Source organism: Polyangium sp. y55x31 (genome assembly GCF_029946505.1).
GTDB lineage: Bacteria > Myxococcota_A > Polyangia > Polyangiales > Polyangiaceae > Polyangium.
This window is the reverse complement of record NZ_JARZHG010000011.1, coordinates 102,117-118,655: the sequence shown is the minus strand read 5'-3', so window position 1 is coordinate 118,655 and position 16,539 is coordinate 102,117. Positions and strand designations below refer to the sequence as shown.

Genomic DNA, 16,539 nt, shown 5'->3' with positions numbered 1-16,539 from the left:
GAACGATGACCAGACGAGGACGCTCGCGCGAAGGATCCGAGGAGATTGCATGTCGATCGATATCGTCCGAGGTGAGCTCGAGCGCCTCTTCTCGCTCGATGAAATGACCGCGCTGTCGCGCGAGCTGCTCGGGCTCGATCCGGCCCAGGTAGGAGGCGCCGTCTCGAAGGCATCCTTCGCACGCGCGCTCACGGATCGATGCTTCGAGAACGACGCCGAGGGCGCGCTGCTCGACGCGATCTTCGCCTTGAGGCCCGAGGCCGACGCGAAGCTGCGCGAGCTCGCGAAGAAGGGCACCGCCGACGCGGAGATGAAGGCCGGCGAGGCGTTCGGCGCCTTCACGATCACGCGCAAGATCGGCGAGGGCCCGCGCGCCGCCGTCTACGCCGCGACACGAAAGGTCGAGGGCGAAGACAAGCCCGAGGAGCGGATCCTCAAGATCTTTCGCAAGGACGCAGCCTCCGGGGCACGCGCCCTCCAGCGCTTCCTCACGGCCGTTCGTCACGCCGCGAAGGTGCAGCACGAAGGCCTGCCCGCGTCGCTCGAAGCCGGCGTCGTCTCGGGCCACGCGTACGTCGCGTACGCCCCCGTCGACGGCCAGCCGCTCGCCGCGCGCGTGACGCGCACGGGCGCGCTGCACATGAACGAGGCGCGCGAGATCGTCCGCGCCGTCCTCTCGGCCCTCGCTGCGCTGCACGAGGCGCGCGTCGTGCACGGCAACATCAAGCTCGAGAACGTACTCGTCGGCCGCGGCGAAGGCGGCAAGGTCCGCGCGTACCTCGTCGACGCCTGCTGCGATCGTCTCGGCGCCGGCGTGGGTGGTCCCTTCGGCGTCCCCACGCTCGCCCGCGCTCTCTCGCCCGAGCAGATCCGCGGCGGCGCGATCGACACGCAGAGCGACATCTACACCTTCGGCGCCACGCTCTTCGAGCTCCTCGCGGGCAAGCCTCCGTTCAACGCCGAGACCGGCGCCGACATCGCCGCCGCGCACCTCGTCCGCGAGGCGCCCGCCGCGTCCACGGTCGCGCCGAAGGGCTGGGTCAACAAAGAGCTCGACGAGATCATCGCGCGCCTGCTCGACAAGAACCCGAGCGCGCGCCCCAAGGGCGTGAGCGGCGCGCTCGACCTCGTCGATCCCAAGGCCAAGAGCGCGGAGGAAGCGCCCAAGGGCAAGAGCTTCACCGACGAGGAGATCAACGACCTCGCCGACATGCTCCTCGCTGATCCCATGGATCACGACTCGGCCCTCGCGCTGGAGAGCGCCGCGCGTGACGGCGCGGATCCGCTCAAGGTCGCCGAGGCCTTCGTCATCGCGGCCTCCGAGGTCGACGAGGGCGAGAGCGCGGGCGAGAAGATCAAGGCCGCGGAGACGAAGAAGCAGCTCCTCTTCCGCGCCGCCCGCACCTACGAGAACGTCGCGAAGGACCTGGAGAAGGCCGAGGGCGTGCTCGAGCAGATCGTCGAGCTCGACGAGGACGACGACGTCGCGTTCAGCGCGCTCGAAGGCGTGCGAAGGGAGCTCGAGAAGTACGAGGAGGTCGCCGAGATGCTCCTCGAGCGCAGCGAGAAGGCGCAGGATCCGCCGGCGCGTGCGCGCGCGCTGAACGAGATCGGCCGCCTCTACGTGCGCGAGCTCGAGGACATCGAGCAGGGCGTCTTCGCCTTCGCGCAGGCGCTCTCCGTCCTGCCGGAGAACCAGGACTACGCGAAGGATCTCGAGCGCTCGGCCGGCAGCGACATGAAGGTCTGGGCCGAGGCGCTCCAGATCCTGAGCACCGCGACGACGAGCGCGGAGATGTCGACCGAGGCCAAGATCGCGCTCTTCAACCTGCTCGGGCGCTGGTACTCGGAGAAGATCGCGCGCCCCGACATGGGCCTGCCTTGCTTCCAGGCCGTGCTCTCGGCCGAGCCCGGGCACGACGGCGCGCTCGACGGCATGGCGCAGCTCTACCGCCGCGCGCAGCAGTGGCAGGAGCTCTGCCAGATCCTCCAGACCCGCGCCGATCGCGCCGCGACGCCGGAGCGCTCCCGCGAGATCCGCGCCGAGGCCGCCGAAGTCCTGGAGACGCGGCTCAACGACGCCTCGCGCGCCCGCGATCTCTACGAGCACATCTTCCAGGAAGACCCGAGCAACGACAAAGCCGCCGAGGCGCTCGGCCGCATCTACCACCGCCTGGAGGACTGGGCCGGTTACGCGAAGATCCTCGAGCGCCGCGCCGACGCGCTCCGCGGCGAGGCCCGCGTCGAGGCCATCTGCAGGGTCGCCGAGCTCTACGAGGATCAACTGAACGATCTCGGCGAGGCCACGCGTCGCTACGAGGCCGCGCTCGACGTCGACCCGCACAGCCTCACCGCGCTGCGCGGCCTCGATCGCATCTACAACCGCACGGGCCGCTACAAGGAGCTCGTCGGCAACCTGGAGAAGCAGATCGCGATCAGCGCGACGCCGCGCCAGAAGATCAACCTCTACGAGCGGCTCGCCGGCATCCACGACGAGCAGTTCCTCGATCACGGCAAGGCCGCCGAAGCGTACGAGGCCATCCTCCAGATCGATCCCGCGCACGAGGGAACGCTCACCGCGCTCATGCGGCACTACCGCGCGCTCGAGCGCTGGGAGGACGTCGTCTCGCTCTACGAGCGCCTCCTCCGCATCGTCACCGAGGACAAGCGCCGCATCGAGCTGCTCCTCGCGATGGGCCGCGTCCTCGTCGAGCAGATCGGCTCGCCCGAGCGCGCCTCCAAGGCGTACGAGAAGGTCATCGAGATCGATCCGCAGCACGGCGGCGCGCTCGAGTCGCTCGCGAACGTCCGCGCCGCGTCCGGCGACGCGCTCGCCGCGCTCTCCGCGATCGAGTCGCTCGCCGTCAAGGCGACGACGCCCGAGACGCGCGCCGATCTCTGGATCCGCGCGGCCAAGCTGCTCGACGACAAGGGCGATCGCGACGGCGCGATCGAGCGCTACAAGAAGGCCCTCGACGCGCAGCCCGGCAACGTCGCGGCCTCCACCGCGCTCCGCGCCGCCTACCTCGCGCGCGGCGACGCCACGAGCGCCGTCGAGCTCCTCGGCCGCGAGATCGAAGCTGCCGAGGGCAACCTCGCGAAGGCGCGCCACTACGGCGAGATGGCCTTCCTCCTGCACGAGAAGCTCAAGGACACCGAGCGCGCGCAGGCGGCCGCGACGAAGGCGATCGACCTCGATCCCACGAACATGAAGGCGCTCTACGTCTCGGGCGAGATCGCCTTCAACGCCTCGCGCTTCGTCGAGGCGGCCAAGCACTTCGAGTCGCTGGCGAACCGCTCCGACGCGATGCCGAAGGACCTCGCGCTCGACGTGGTCAGCCACTACATCGACGCGCTCAGCAAGATCGGCTCGACCGAGAAGGCCGTCTCCGTCCTCCCGACGCTGCTCGCGCTCGCGCCCGACGTCCCGCAGGCGATCCGCCGCGCGGCGAAGGTCCGTTACGACGCCAAGCAGTACAAGGAGAGCGCCGCGCTCTACGTCGACCTCACGAACCGCTTCGCCGAGAAGCTCGATCCGCTCGATCGCGCCGAGGCGATGCTCTACCTCGGCCAGGCGCGTCTCTCGCTCGGCGAGGTCGAGGAAGCGGTCCTGCCGCTGCTCGACGCGGCCGACCTCATGCCCGAAGCCCCGGAGCCGATCGCGGCGCTCGTGCGCCTCTACGAGGCGAAGAAGGACTGGGAGGAGGTCATCCGCCTCAAGATGCGCCGCATCGACGTGGTCAGCGGCGACGAGCGTGTCGCGCTCCTCCTCGACGTCGGCGACATCATGGCGGCGCAGCTCGGCGATCGCACCCGCGCCGCGAAGAGCTACGTCGCCGCGCTCGACGAGCGCCCGGACGATCGGAAGATCCTGACCAAGCTGATGCAGCTCTACAGCGAGGAGAAGGACTGGTCGAAGCTCATCGAGGTCGTGCTCAAGCTCGCGAGCAAGATCGACGACAAGCGGCAGAAGGCGAAGTACATGCACACCGCCGCGATCGTCAGCTCCCGCCAGCTCGGCGACATCGACAAGGCGATCGAGTACTACGACCAGGTCCTCGAGCTCGATCCCTCGCTCGACAAGGCGCTCGCCGAGGCGATCGAGGTCCGCGAGCAGAAGGGCGACTGGGAGGGCGTCGAGCGCCTCGTACGTGTCGACCTCGAGCGAGCGACCGAGCGCAACGACACGGCGAAGGTGCTCTCCACGATGGAGAAGCTCGGCGCGCTCTACAAGGACAAGCTCGGCGCGATCGCGGACGCCATCGACGCGTACGAGGCTGCGCAGACGCTCGATCCCGAGAACCACGAGCGCGAGGAGCTGCTCGCCAAGCTCTACGCGAGCGACCCCGCGCAGTACCTCGACAAGGCCGTGGCGGCGCAGGCGATCCTGCTCCGCAGAAACCCCTACCGCCCCGAGCCGTACAAGCTCCTGCGCAAGCTCTACACCGAGTCGAAGCGAGCGGACTCGGCGTACTGCCTCTGCCAGGCCCTCACGCTGATGAGCTTCGCCGAGCCCGACGAGGAGCGCTTCTTCAAGCGCATGCGCTCGGACACGGCGGCCGCGGCGCAGGTCCCGCTCGGCGAGGAGGACTGGTTCGCGAACCTCACGCACCCCGATGCCGACCCGCTCCTGACGAACGTCTTCGCCGTCATCCAGCCGGCCGTGATCATGAAGAACGGCCAGCCCCTCGAGGCGCTCGGCTACCAGATGGCCTACGCCATCGACCTCATGCGGCACCCGTACCCGCTCTCGCAGACGATCGTCTTCGCGGCCGGCGTGCTGGGCCTCGAGTTGCCCATCTGCTTCCAGAATCCCATGGATCCTGGAGGGCTCTCGTTCCTCCACGCCCACAACCCCGCGATCGTGCTCGGCGCCGCCGCGCTCGCCACGGAGGTTCCCCCGCAGATGGGCGCGTTCATCGCGAGCCGCCACCTCACGTACTACCGGCCCGGCATGTACCTCCGCTACCTCGTCCCCACGGGCACGGGGCTCCGGGCGTGGCTCTTCGCCGCGATCAAGCTCATTTCCCCGAACTTCCCGATCTCCAAGGACATCGAGGGGCCGGTGAAGGAGAACCTCGCGGTCATCGAGGCGGTGATCACGGGCCCGCGGCGCGACGAGCTCGCGAGCGCCGTCACGAAGCTCCTCCAGGCTGGAGCGATCGACCTCAAGAAGTGGGTCGCGGGCGTCGACCTCACGGCCGATCGCGCGGGCTTCGTCGTGGCGAACGACCTCGAGATCTCGCAGGAAATCATCAAGGCCGCCGACGACTCCGCGAGCGCGGTGCCGCAGAAAGAGCGCCTCAAGGAGCTCGTCCTGTTCTCGGTCAGCGAGGACTATTTCGCCATCCGTCGTAAGTTGGGCATCAACATCGACGCCTGAACGTCGCCGTTCGACCTGCGCGAAAGGGCCGCTCGGGGTTCGGGGCGAAGGACGCCGTTTGGCGATCCGGAGCCCCGAGCGTCGAACGGGGTTCGGGGCGAAGGACGCCGTTTGGCGATCCGGAGCCCCGAGCGTCGAACGCGGGACCCGAGATCGGCCTTTTCGCGTGTCGTCGGGGCCGAGGGTACGAATTGAGGCGACGCGGCCGCGCCGTTCGTGCAAGAACAGCGGTTGACGGGCAAAATCCTTGGTTGCTACCCTCACGCCCCGTCGCACGGGCCCAGAGGGGCCCGACAGACTCATCGTGCCGTGTCGCCGCGGGGGGTTCTCCGAGCGACCGCTGGAATCACGCTCCATGGCGGCTAAAAAGACCCGTAAATTGGCCAAGAACACCAAGAAGAAGGCAGCTACCCGAGCCAAGGCGAGTCGGCGCGCGGCCCCGCCCCGGAAAACCGCGGCGGCGAAGCTGAAGAAAAAGCCGCGCGCGCTGGCCACGAAGCGAGCGAAGCCAGCCGCCAAGAAGGCCGTCCGCAAGGCCGCCTCCGCCGCGCGCGCGACGAAGCGCGTGGCCTTGGTGAAGAAGCGCGCGGCCGCCAAGAAGGCCAAGGCGACCAAGCCGAAGAAAAAGGTAACGGTCGTCCGCGCCAAACGCGCTCCGGTCCGCAAGGCGCAAAGCCCGACGAAGAAGAGGGTCAAGCGCGCGATCGCGAAAAAGAAGTCGAAGAAGGTCGCGCGCAAACCCGCCCGCGCCGAGCGCCAGAAGGCGCGCGCGATCCCGCGCAAGAAGAAGGCCGCGCTCCCCAAGGTCAAACGCGCCGCCCGCCCGGCCGCGAAGGCACGCCCGGCCAAGCGCGTCGCCAAGCCGGCACGCCCGAAGCGCCCGGCCCGCCCGGCCGCGAAGGTCCGCCCCGCCGAAAAGGCCCGCAAGAAGTCCGCCGAGGCCCGGGAGGCGAGGGAAGCGCGGGAGGCGAGGGAGGCCAAGGAGGCCCGCAAGTCCGAGGCCGCCGCCAAGGCCCGCGCCGCGCGCGAGGCGGAGGAGGCCGAGCGGCTCGCCGCCAAGGAAGCCCTCCGGAAGGCGAAGGCGGCGAAGAAGGACAAGGAGGCCCGCAAGGAGAAGGAGGCCGAAAAGGCCCCGGCTCCGAAGGAAAAGGCCAAGGCCCTCCCGCTCAAGGAGAAGGGCAAGGCCGCCAAGGAGAGGCCGGTCGAGGAGCGAGAGCCGGTCGCCAAGGAAAAGGTCGCCAAGGAAAAGGGCGGCAAGGACAAGAAGAAGGGCAAGGAGGGCAAGCTCCTCAAGGCCGACAAGCCGCGTGAGGGCCGCCTCATCGCGGTGCGCGAGCCTGCGCCGCGTGTCGTGGCGCTCCCGCTGCCGCTCCTTCCCCCGCAGCGCCGCGCGACCATCGAGGAGCGCTCCGAGGTCATCGAAAAGCGCTTGACCTCGCAAAGCGAGGAGTTCCAGAAAAACTACACGGACCGCTTCGACATGTCGTGGATCTTCCACGACAGCGCGCTCGAAGGCGTCGTGTACACGTTCGAGGAGCTACGGACGGCGCTCTCCGGGTATGCGCCGCCGGTCTCGGACACGAACCTCCAGCCGACCTACGACGACATTCGCCGCCACAAGGAGGCGATCGAGTTCGTCCGTGATTACGGCAAGAAGAAGCTGCCCATTACGATCGACGTGATCAAGAAGATCTACCTCATCCTCCATCCGGAAGAGGGAGACATCAAGACCGTCAAGTATCGCAAGGACATCCCGCAGCACCGGCTGTATTTCCACGAGTATGCGCCGCCCGACAAGATCGCCTACAAGGTGCGGCAGATCGTGGATTGGCTGAACGATCCCGAGACGCGCAAAACCCGCAATGGCCTGCGCATCGCGGCCCGCGCCCACTACGACCTCCTGCGCGTCTATCCCTTCCAGTCGGACAGCGGCAAGGTCGCGCGGCTGTTCATGAACCTCCTGCTCATCCGCTCGGGCCTGCCGCCGTCGATCATCCACTCGACCGAGCGCCAGCGTTACTACGAGGCGCTCAAGGGCTCGGCCACGACCGTGCTCCAGATGGTGCAGGAAGCGGTCGAGAACGCCCTCTCCAGCGTGGAGAAGCTCCTCGACGAGTACGAGACGCGAAAGCGCGCGTTCGTGAGCTGATCCCCGGACAAACACGGTCCTGTTCGACGCTTGGGGCTCCGGGTCGCCTGACGGCGCCCTGCGCCCCAAACCCCGTTTGCATCAGGGGTTCCAGAAGGTAAAACCATCGCCCCGCCGATGACGCTCGCAGCCGAGCGAAATCGCGGGGCGATGGCCATTTCAACCGGGACCCGAGGCATGACCGCGACGAACCAGCAGCGCGCGCGCGCGCAGGAGACCTTCAGGCGCCTCCGCGTGATCCATCCGGACGCGCACTGCGAGCTCGACCATGTGAACCCGTTCCAGCTCCTCGTCGCCACGGTGCTCAGCGCCCAGACGACGGACGTGCTGGTCAATCAGATCACGCCGAAGCTGTTCGCCCGCTGGCCCGACGCGCCCTCGCTCGCGAGGGCGCCGATCCCCGAGGTCGCGGCGCTCCTGCGCGAGCGGCTCGGGATGTTCAACCAGAAGGGGAAGAACATCGTCGGGCTCGCCAAGAAGCTCGTGGAGAAGCACGGCGGCGAGGTGCCGCGCACGCTCGCCGAGCTCGTGGAGCTGCCCGGCGTCGGGCGAAAAACCGCGAACGTTGTGCTCGGCGTCGCGTTTGGCCGGCCCGAGGGCGTTGTGGTGGACACGCACGTGCAGCGGCTTTCGCAGCGGCTCGGCTGGACCACGGAGCAGAAGCCCGAGACGATCGAGAAGGGGCTCTGCGCGCTGTTCCCGCCCGAGGACTGGAACATGCTGTCGCTCGTCCTGATCTTCCACGGGCGGCGGGTCTGCTTCGCGAAGAAGCCCGCGTGCGCCGCGTGCGGGGTGAACGACGCGTGCCCGAGCGCGTTCGCGGCGGAGAACGTGGGGAGAAAGCCGCCGCGGAAGCGGCCGGCCGTGGTCATCGAGGCGGCGCCGAAGAAGGCGGCCACGAAGAAGGCAGCGGCGAAGAAGGCGACCGCGACGACGACGACCGTGAAGAAGGTCATCGTCAAGAAGGGCGGGGCGACGCGGATCGCGCCGAAAAAGGCGGCAGCGAAAGGGAAGGGGAGCGGGCGGGCTTAACGGCCGCGGAACGCGGTCACGAGCCGCTCGGCAGCCGTGTACGGATCGGTCTGCCGGTGCGCCACGGCTTGCGCGGCCTCGTCGAGCGCCCGGCCGAGCTCGCCCATCGCCGCGTCGAGCAGCGCCTCGCGGAGCTGCGTGCGCATCGCCTCGCGCAGCCGCTCGAATCGTCGCGCCGCGCCTGCTTCCGTGCCCGTGAGCCACGTGTGGTGCGCTTCGAGCTGCGTCACCAGCGCGGCCACGCCCTCGTCCCGCGTCGACACGGTCCGCGCCACGGGCGGCACCCACTTGTGCGCGTCGTGCCGCACCACCTGCTTCTGGATGTCGAGCGTGCCCGCCGCGTGACCTCGGCTGTGCACGCCCGCTCTCACGACCTCGCCGCCGAGCGCGATCATGAGCTCGAGGTCCCGCACCGCGGCGTCCGCGCCCTCGCGATCCGCCTTGTTCACGGCGAACACGTCTGCGCATTCGAGCAGGCCTGCCTTGATCGCCTGCACGTCATCGCCGAGTCCCGGCGCCATCACGACGAGCGTCGTGTCCGCCGTGCGCGTGATCTCGAGCTCGTCCTGACCGACCCCGACCGTCTCCACGAGGATCACGTCCGCGCCCCACGCGTCGAGCACGCGGATCACGTCCGCGGCCGAGCGCGACAAACCACCGAGCGCGCCGCGCGTCGCGAGGGATCGGATGAACACCTCGGGATCGCTGAAATGCGCCTGCATCCGGATGCGATCGCCGAGGATCGCGCCGCCGGAGAACGGGCTCGTCGGATCGATCGCGACCACGGCGACGCGCTTGCCTTGCTTGCGGAAGACCGCGATCAGCCGATCCGTCAGCGTGCTCTTGCCTGCGCCGGGGTTGCCCGTGACGCCGATGGTCCAGGCGCGGCCCGTGTGCGGGAACAGATCCTTCAGGACCGTAAGATAGTCCCCGGTGCGATCGTCGGCCAGACGGCAAGCCCGGGCCGTGCCACGCATGTCCCGGGCGAGCACCTTCTCCGCGAGCGGATGCACGGCGCGTTTGCTCCTAGATCCGCCTGAGATCGGGCTTCTTCGCGAGGAGCCGATCCAGCCACATGTTCGTGAGCTTCTCCTGCGCGCTGTTCGCGCGGAGGCGCGCCGACAGGTTCTTGAAGTCCACGCGATCGATGGGTTGGTCCTGGTTGTAGCAGGTGAAGACGAACTGTTCCTTGCCCGTCTCCGGATCCACCCAGCGCTGCAGGCACTGCGCGCAGACCTCTTTCATCATGCACTGCATCGGCGAGTTGATGCTCACGATGCCCACGTGCTTCGGGTTCAGGTGCGGCGCGAGCACGCCGTGCCGCGCCTCGCGCACCGCGTTCATCATGCGATCGGAGCCGATCGCGATGATGCGGCTCACCTGCGCGAGCTTGAACATCTCGCCGCCGAGCGCGCCCTCCGCGTAGGCCTTCATCGCCTGCACGATGTTGCCGCGGAAGTGACGATCCACGGGCCTGCGCGGCGAGATCTCCGCGCCGGCGTCCGTGCACCACACGACCTGGTCCGTCGCGGCCTCGATCTCCTCCTGCTTGAAGAGATCCTCGCCGTTCTTGTAGCCCGCGAAGTACACGACGTTCGCGCCGCTCGCCTTGAGCGCCTTCGCGATCGAGAAGAGCACCGCGTTGCCGAGGCCGCCGCCCGCGAGCAGCACGGTCTCGCCCGTGGGGATCTCGGTCGGCGTGCCGGTCGGGCCCATGACCACGACCTCCTCACCCACGCGGAGCGACGAGAGCAGGCGCGTCGAGGTGCCCATCTCCAGCGCGATCAGCGAGAGCAGGCCCTTCTCCTTGTCGACCCACGCGCCCGTGAGCGCGATGCCCTCCATGGCGAGGCGCGTGTCGTCGACGACCTTCGAGAACACCTCGTAGTTCTGCAGCCGGTAGAACTGGCCCGGCTCGAACTTCCGCGCCGCGGCGGGCGCGCGCACGACGACGTCGATGATCGTCGGCGTCAGGCGCTCGACCTTCACCACGACGGCCTTGAGGTCCTCGTCGAGCTTCGCGTAGAGCGAGCGCCGCCGCTCGTCGCGCGCGGCTTGCGGCTCGTCGCCGAGGCGCGCGATGTCCTTCGCGAAGAGCGAGACCACGTGCGGGTACGCGTCCTTCGCGCTCGCCATCGCCTTGACCACGCTACCGGCGTAGTGCGGGTGGTTGTCGCCGTAGAAGCTCACCGCGTGCGCGCCGTCGTTGAAGCTCGTGAAGAACCCTTCGCGCGGATCCGCGACGGTCTCGACGTGGAGCTTGCCCGCCTCGTCGACGAACGCCTTGTGCGGCTGGAAGTACTGCTTCTTCTTGTCGAACGCGAACGTGCCGGGTTTTTCCTTCTCGTACATCACGTTCGGGCTCGTGCCCGCCGCGACGCACACGCTGCGCGCCGGAAGCTCCACCATCTCGCCGCTCGAGGTCCACTTGCCGGCCTCGTCCACCTTCTGGCGCTCGAAGATCATGGCGCGCACGTGCCCGCGCTCGTCGAGCACCGCCTCGACCGGCGCCATGTTCTCGATGTAGCGCACGCCCTCCTCGAGCGACTTCGCGACCTCCTCGTGGTTCAGGCGATACGCCGGCGAGTCGATCACGCGCTTGCGGTAGACGAGCGAGACGCCGCCCCACGCGTCGAGCAGCTTCTGCAGGTTCGGCGCGCGGCCCTCGCGTTGCGCCTTCTCGCGCTCCTCGCGGATCTGCGCCGCGTGCGCGCGTTGCTCCAGGACGAACTCGCGCTCCTCCTCGTCGAAGGACGCCATCGTGGCGGCCTCGCCGCGCTCCGCGATGAGCTTCGCCACGCGCGCGTCCGTCTTCTCCGCCTGGATCATGTAGTAGGCGATGAGCTCGGTCGCGGTGTCGATCGCCGTGAGGCCGCCGCCGATCACGATCGCGGGCAGGCGCACCTGCAGGTTCGCGAGCGACGAGCGCTTGTAGGCGCCCGTGAGCTGCAGGGCCATGAGAAAGTCGCTCGCCTTGCGGATGCCGCGCGCGACGTTGTTCTTGAGCGGGATGATCGTCGGCCGGCCCGCGCCCGCCGCGATCGCGACGTGGTCGAAGCCGAGCTTCCACGCGTCGTCGAGATCGAGCGTCCCGCCGAACCGCACGCCGCCGTAGGCGCGGAAGTTCCGGTGACGCGCGAGCGTCATGTAGAGGACCGTCAGGAAGTTCTTGTCCCAACGAACCGTGATGCCGTACTCGCTCACGCCGCCGAACCCGAGCAGGATGCGCTCGTCGAGCTCCGTGTAGAGTTTTTTGTACTCCTTTACCGGACGCGGCGGCCGCGTGGCATCGCCGGTGAGCTCGACGGGGAGCGGCTCGATCTTGAGGCCATCGACGGCCGCGACGGCAAATCCTTCGAGCGCGAGGTGGTGCGAGAGCGTGTAGCCCGCGGGCCCGAGGCCCACGACGAGCACGTTCTTGCCGATGTACGGGCGCGGGTGCGGCCGCTTCACGTTGAGCGGGTTCCAGCGCGAGAGCAGGCCGTAGATCTCGAAGCCCCAGGGCAAACCGAGCACGTCCGTGAGCACGCTCGTCTCGATCTGCGGGATGTTGACCGGCTCCTGCTTCTGGTAGACGCACGCCTTCATGCAGTCGTTGCAGATGCGGTGACCGGTGCCGGGCAGCATCGGGTTGTCGATGCAGACGAGCGCGAGCGACGCGATGGAATCGCCGCTCCGCCGCATCACGTGCATCTCGCTGATCTTCTCGTGCAGCGGGCAGCCGTTCAGCGCCACGCCGAGCGGGTTCGGCTTGATCGCGCCGGTCTTGTTGTCGCGCAGGCCCTTCGAGCACGAGTCCTTGTCGCGGTCGTGGCAGTAGAGGCAGTAGTCGACCTCGCTCTCGACCTCGCGCGCGGTCCCGCGCCGATCCGTGAGCGTGAAGCCGTCGCGGTGCCGCCGCTCGTGCTCGGGGCCGACAAAGAGCTCGGGCAGGTTGTCGTCCGCGCGGCGGAGCTGGACGAGCTGGTTGTGATCGAGCGTCGCCGGGGCCTTGAGCGAGGACCAGCGCCGCGCCGGATCGTGGTGATCGACCCTCCGCGCCGCGAGCCACGCCTCCACCGCGTCGAGGGCGAACGCGACGACCGCAGCGTCCTCCGCGTCCGTGGGCGCATCCCCCGCGACGGCCACCGCGCCCGCGGCGACCTGCGCGAGCATCGAATCCGCGGCGATCGCGGCCCGCACCTTCGCTGCCTTCTCGTGAAGCTCGGGCGTCCACGAGGCGCCGCCCGCCTTCGCGGCCTTGCGCGCGACGTCGTCGATCGTGACGAGCACGAGCGTTGCCGACGCGACCGCGAGCTCCTCCGCCTCGGATCCGCACTCGAGCCGGCTCGCGTCTGCGCCGACCGCCGCGAGCGCGCGCCGCGCTGCATGCGCAGCCTCGACGGCCGTGCCTTTCCACGCCTTGCCCGCGCCCGCCTTGAAGAGGCGCTTCTTGGCAAAATCCTTCTTGAAGGCCCAGAGCGGCGAGCGCTCCTCGGCGCCCGCGGCGAGCGCCTCCGCTTCACGCTCCACGCCGAAGAGGCGCACGACGAAGCGGGAAAGGTGCGGCGCGCCGGCGAGCAACGCCTCGGAGATCTCCTCGGCGGTCATGCCGCTCCCCTGGCACGCGCGGTACTTCGAGAACCGCTCGTACCCCGTGGGATCCGCGGCCTCGAAGTACGCGTAAAACCGCCCCGTGAGCTCGGCCAGTCGACCGGCGTCGAAGAGATCGGCGTACACGAACCCTGGCTCACCGAGGACGAGCTCGGAAGGTTCGGAGGTGGCGTTCACCCAGGAGGAGAAGTCGACTTGCAGACCGTCTTGCATCACCCGCGTTCCTGTCGTGACTGCTGTCTTTAGCGATGAAATATGGGGTAGCCACCCCGACGATTGAAGGGGACTCGTCGAGATTCGCTCACGCCTGTCCGGCTCGTTCGTGGTTTCCCTAGAATCGTAGTCGTTCGATCGTGCGTGTAGACATCTTGCCGGCGACCACGTCGGGATCCCGCAGGAGAGCCTGGTGGAGCGGGATGTTCGTGCGGATGCCGCCGATGATGAACTCGTCGAGCGCCGTGCGCATGCGGGCGATCGCTTCGGCGCGGGTCGCGCCGTGCGTGATCACCTTGGCGAGCATGGGGTCGTAGTTGTTCGGCACCCGGAAGCCCCCGTAGACGCCCGAGTCGACGCGCACGCCGCCGCCGCCCGGCGGCAGGTACTCGGTGATGAGGCCGGGCCACGGGACGAACGTGCGTGGATCCTCCGCGTTGATCCGGCACTCCAGGGCGTGCCCGCGCAGGCCGAGCGCGCGACCGCTCGGGAGGGTGAGCGCTTCCCCTGCGGCGGCGCGGATCTGGTTCTCCACGAGATCGATGCCCGTCACGAGCTCCGTGACCGGGTGCTCGACCTGCACGCGGGTGTTCATCTCCATGAAGTAGAGATTCCCCCGCTCATCCATCAAGAACTCGAGCGTCCCGAGCGAGGTGTAGCCAGTCTCGACGAGCGCGCGCGTGCACGCCGCGGAGAGCTCGGCGCGTTTGTCCGGCGTCATGGCCGGGCTCGGCGCCTCCTCGATGATCTTCTGGTGCCGGCGCTGCAAGGAGCACTCGCGCTCGCCGAACGTGAAGATGTGCCCGTGGCTGTCGCCGAGCACCTGCAGCTCGATGTGCCGCGGCTCCTCGACGAACTTCTCGAGGTAGACGTCCGGGTTCTTGAAGCCCGCCTGCGCCTCGCTCGTCGCCATCTCGAAGGCGCGGCGGATCTCGCTCTCCTCGCGCACGACGCGCATGCCGCGGCCGCCGCCGCCGCCCGCAGCTTTGAGGATCACCGGGTAGCCGACGAGCGCCGCTTGCGTCGCGGCGTCATCACCGTCGCGAAGCACGGTCGTGCCCGGCAGGAGGGGCAAACCGAACCTCTTCGCGGCTTCCCGCGCGCGGACCTTGTCGCCCCAGAGGCGCATCGCCTCGGGCGTGGGGCCGATGAAGTTCAGGCCGCAGCGCCGGCAGAGCTCGGCGAACTCCGCGTTCTCCGAGAGAAACCCGTAGCCCGGGTGCACCGCGTCAGCGCCGGTGATCTCGGCGGCGGCGATGATCTGCGGGATGTTCAGGTAGCTCCGCCGAGGATCGGCCGGGCCGACGCACACGGCCTCGTCGGCGAAGCGAACGTGCGGCGCGGTCGCGTCGACGTCCGAGTGAATGGCGACCGCGCGGATGCCGAGGTTGCGGCACGCCCGGAGGACGCGCATCGCGATCTCGCCGCGGTTCGCGATGAGGATCTTGCCGAACAAGACGCCTACCTCCTCTCTGCCGCCGAGGCGCTCAAGCCTTCCGGACTTTGAAGAGCTTCTGACCGAACTCGACGGGCTTGCCGTTCTCGACGAGGATTTCGACGATCGTGCCCTGACAGTCGGCCTCGATCTCGTTCATCAGCTTCATCGCCTCGATGATGCAGAGCGCCTGGCCTTCCCGGATCTGGCTGCCGACCTCGACGAAGGGCGGCGCGTCGGGGGAAGGGGAGCGGTAGAAGGTGCCGACGAAGGGCGAGGTGACGTAGGTGCCTCCGTCGCCTTCGCTCGCGGCCGCGCGGGGCGGCGGAGCGGCGGGTGCGACCTCCGGGCGTTCTTCGTAGGCGACGACGCGCGCGCCGCCCGCGCCGCGCGCGAGCCTGATGCGCATGTGCTCGTCCTCGAACTCGAACTCGGTGATGTTGCGCTTCTCGAGGACGCGAAGCAGCGTCCGGAGCTGCTTGAGGTCGATGTTCATGCCAATCCGTTCCCGCGCGGTGGGCGGCCACTCTTCCCTGGAAGCGGCACGCCGAAGTCGGGGTGCGTTCTAGCGGAAGGATGGCAAAAAGGAAGGGGATTCGGGGGCGTCTGCGATGTGACGCTGGACGTCAACTTTCGCGCTGCTGCAGGTGGTAGACGAGCCCCAGCAAGCCGAGCACGTACGACGCAGGACCGAAGCCGGCGACAGTGCCGAGGCACGCGCCGGCCGTGATCGAGTGGTGACGGAAAGGCTCACGCGCCGCGGTGTTCGTGATGTGCACCTCGACCACGGGTAGGCCGCTCGCGCGGATGGCGTCGTGCAGCACGACCGAGGTGTGGGTGAGTCCGGCGCCGTTCATGACGATGCCGTGAAAGCCTTCGTCCGCGGCGCGTCCGATGGCCGTCACGAGCTCGCCCTCGTGGTTCGATTGCAGGAAGGAAACGAGGACGCCCTCGCTCCGCGCGACCTCCTCGACGGCCTTGTGGATGTCGTCGAGGGTGGTCGTGCCGTAGATGGAAGGCTCGCGCTTGCCGAGCCTGTCGAGGTTCGGCCCCGAGACCACGAGGACGCGCTTCGGCGAGGTGCTCACATGTCCTTCAACAGGACCGGCGCTTTGACGCGCAGCATGTACCGCGCCTTGCCTACGTTACCGTCGGGCCGTACGGAGACCGCGACGAAGTGCCGTTCGTTCAGCACGCGGATGACCGTCGTCACCTTCGCGGCCTGGATGGCGATCTCGGCGGTATCGCCGGCCTCGAGCATCTGGGCCGCACGCTGGATCGACTTGATGACGACGCTGAACTCCGCGCCGATCGTGTTGATGTCGAAGGGGGCGTCGGGCTTCGAGTAGCTGTCGACCGGGATGCCCTCGAAATCCATGAGGAGGCTGGCGATGCCACCCTCCGTGCCTTCGACGACCTCCTTGAGGACGCTCTGGAACATGGGCTGAAACCTTAGCGAAACCCGAGGCGGACGGGAAAAAGAAAGGGGAGGTTCGTTCGAACTCCCTCGGATTTGCGGCCTGGCACCCCAGGACGTCCGTCCGTCTGGCCGCTCTTTCCGTCCTCCGATCGTCCCAGCAGACGCGGGGGAGCCTCTTTTGCCTCTTGCATCCCGATGCCAACCGGGCCATTCCCGCACCTACGGGCCCGCCCCAACCGGCGCTTGACCCTCGTCCCGCCGAGCGGCTAACGTGCGACGCGGCTACGTGCCCACCGCCCCATCGCGGTGGCACC

The 16,539-nt window shown here is 68.6% G+C and carries 9 protein-coding genes; 3 read left to right on the top strand and 6 right to left on the bottom strand.

The features are described from left to right. The first annotated feature begins 49 nt into the window (after positions 1 to 49). From QHF84_RS20840 to nth, 3 genes are all read left to right on the top strand, one after another. Complete coding sequence (locus tag QHF84_RS20840) at positions 50 to 5,383, top strand: protein kinase (RefSeq protein ID WP_281315096.1); 5,334 nt, start codon at positions 50 to 52, stop codon at positions 5,381 to 5,383. 379 nt (positions 5,384 to 5,762) lie between these two features. Beyond that, on the top strand, positions 5,763 to 7,532 hold the full coding sequence (locus QHF84_RS20835; protein WP_281315095.1) for a Fic family protein: 1,770 nt from the start codon (positions 5,763 to 5,765) through the stop codon (positions 7,530 to 7,532). Positions 7,533 to 7,709: 177 nt separating this feature from the next. After that, the gene (nth, locus tag QHF84_RS20830) at positions 7,710 to 8,564 is read left to right on the top strand and encodes an endonuclease III (RefSeq protein WP_281315094.1); all 855 of its coding nucleotides are present in this window, start codon (positions 7,710 to 7,712) and stop codon (positions 8,562 to 8,564) included. On the opposite strand, the gene meaB is transcribed toward nth, so the two are convergent. From meaB to QHF84_RS20800, 6 genes are all read right to left on the bottom strand, one after another. Then, entirely contained in the window at positions 8,561 to 9,577 is a 1,017-nt protein-coding gene (meaB, locus tag QHF84_RS20825) for a methylmalonyl Co-A mutase-associated GTPase MeaB (RefSeq protein WP_281315093.1), read from the bottom strand. The two genes, nth and meaB, sit on opposite strands and share 4 nt — an antisense overlap. Positions 9,578 to 9,590: 13 nt before the next feature. Then, positions 9,591 to 13,370 (bottom strand): FAD-dependent oxidoreductase, encoded by a 3,780-nt coding sequence (locus tag QHF84_RS20820; protein WP_281315092.1) that lies wholly within the window; start codon positions 13,368 to 13,370, stop codon positions 9,591 to 9,593. A gap of 118 nt (positions 13,371 to 13,488) precedes the next feature. Further along, positions 13,489 to 14,826 carry an acetyl-CoA carboxylase biotin carboxylase subunit gene (accC, locus tag QHF84_RS20815; RefSeq protein WP_281315091.1) on the bottom strand — a complete coding sequence of 446 codons (1,338 nt, stop codon included), beginning with the start codon at positions 14,824 to 14,826 and terminating at the stop codon, positions 13,489 to 13,491. A 31-nt stretch (positions 14,827 to 14,857) separates the two neighbouring features. Continuing rightward, entirely contained in the window at positions 14,858 to 15,301 is a 444-nt protein-coding gene (gene accB, locus QHF84_RS20810; protein ID WP_281315090.1) for an acetyl-CoA carboxylase biotin carboxyl carrier protein, read from the bottom strand. A gap of 130 nt (positions 15,302 to 15,431) precedes the next feature. Next, entirely contained in the window at positions 15,432 to 15,893 is a 462-nt protein-coding gene (gene aroQ / locus QHF84_RS20805) for a type II 3-dehydroquinate dehydratase (RefSeq protein WP_281315089.1), read from the bottom strand. Further along, on the bottom strand, positions 15,890 to 16,246 hold the full coding sequence (locus QHF84_RS20800; RefSeq protein WP_153817438.1) for a hypothetical protein: 357 nt from the start codon (positions 16,244 to 16,246) through the stop codon (positions 15,890 to 15,892). Before QHF84_RS20800 ends, aroQ begins: the two co-directional genes overlap by 4 nt. Positions 16,247 to 16,539 lie beyond the last annotated feature (293 nt).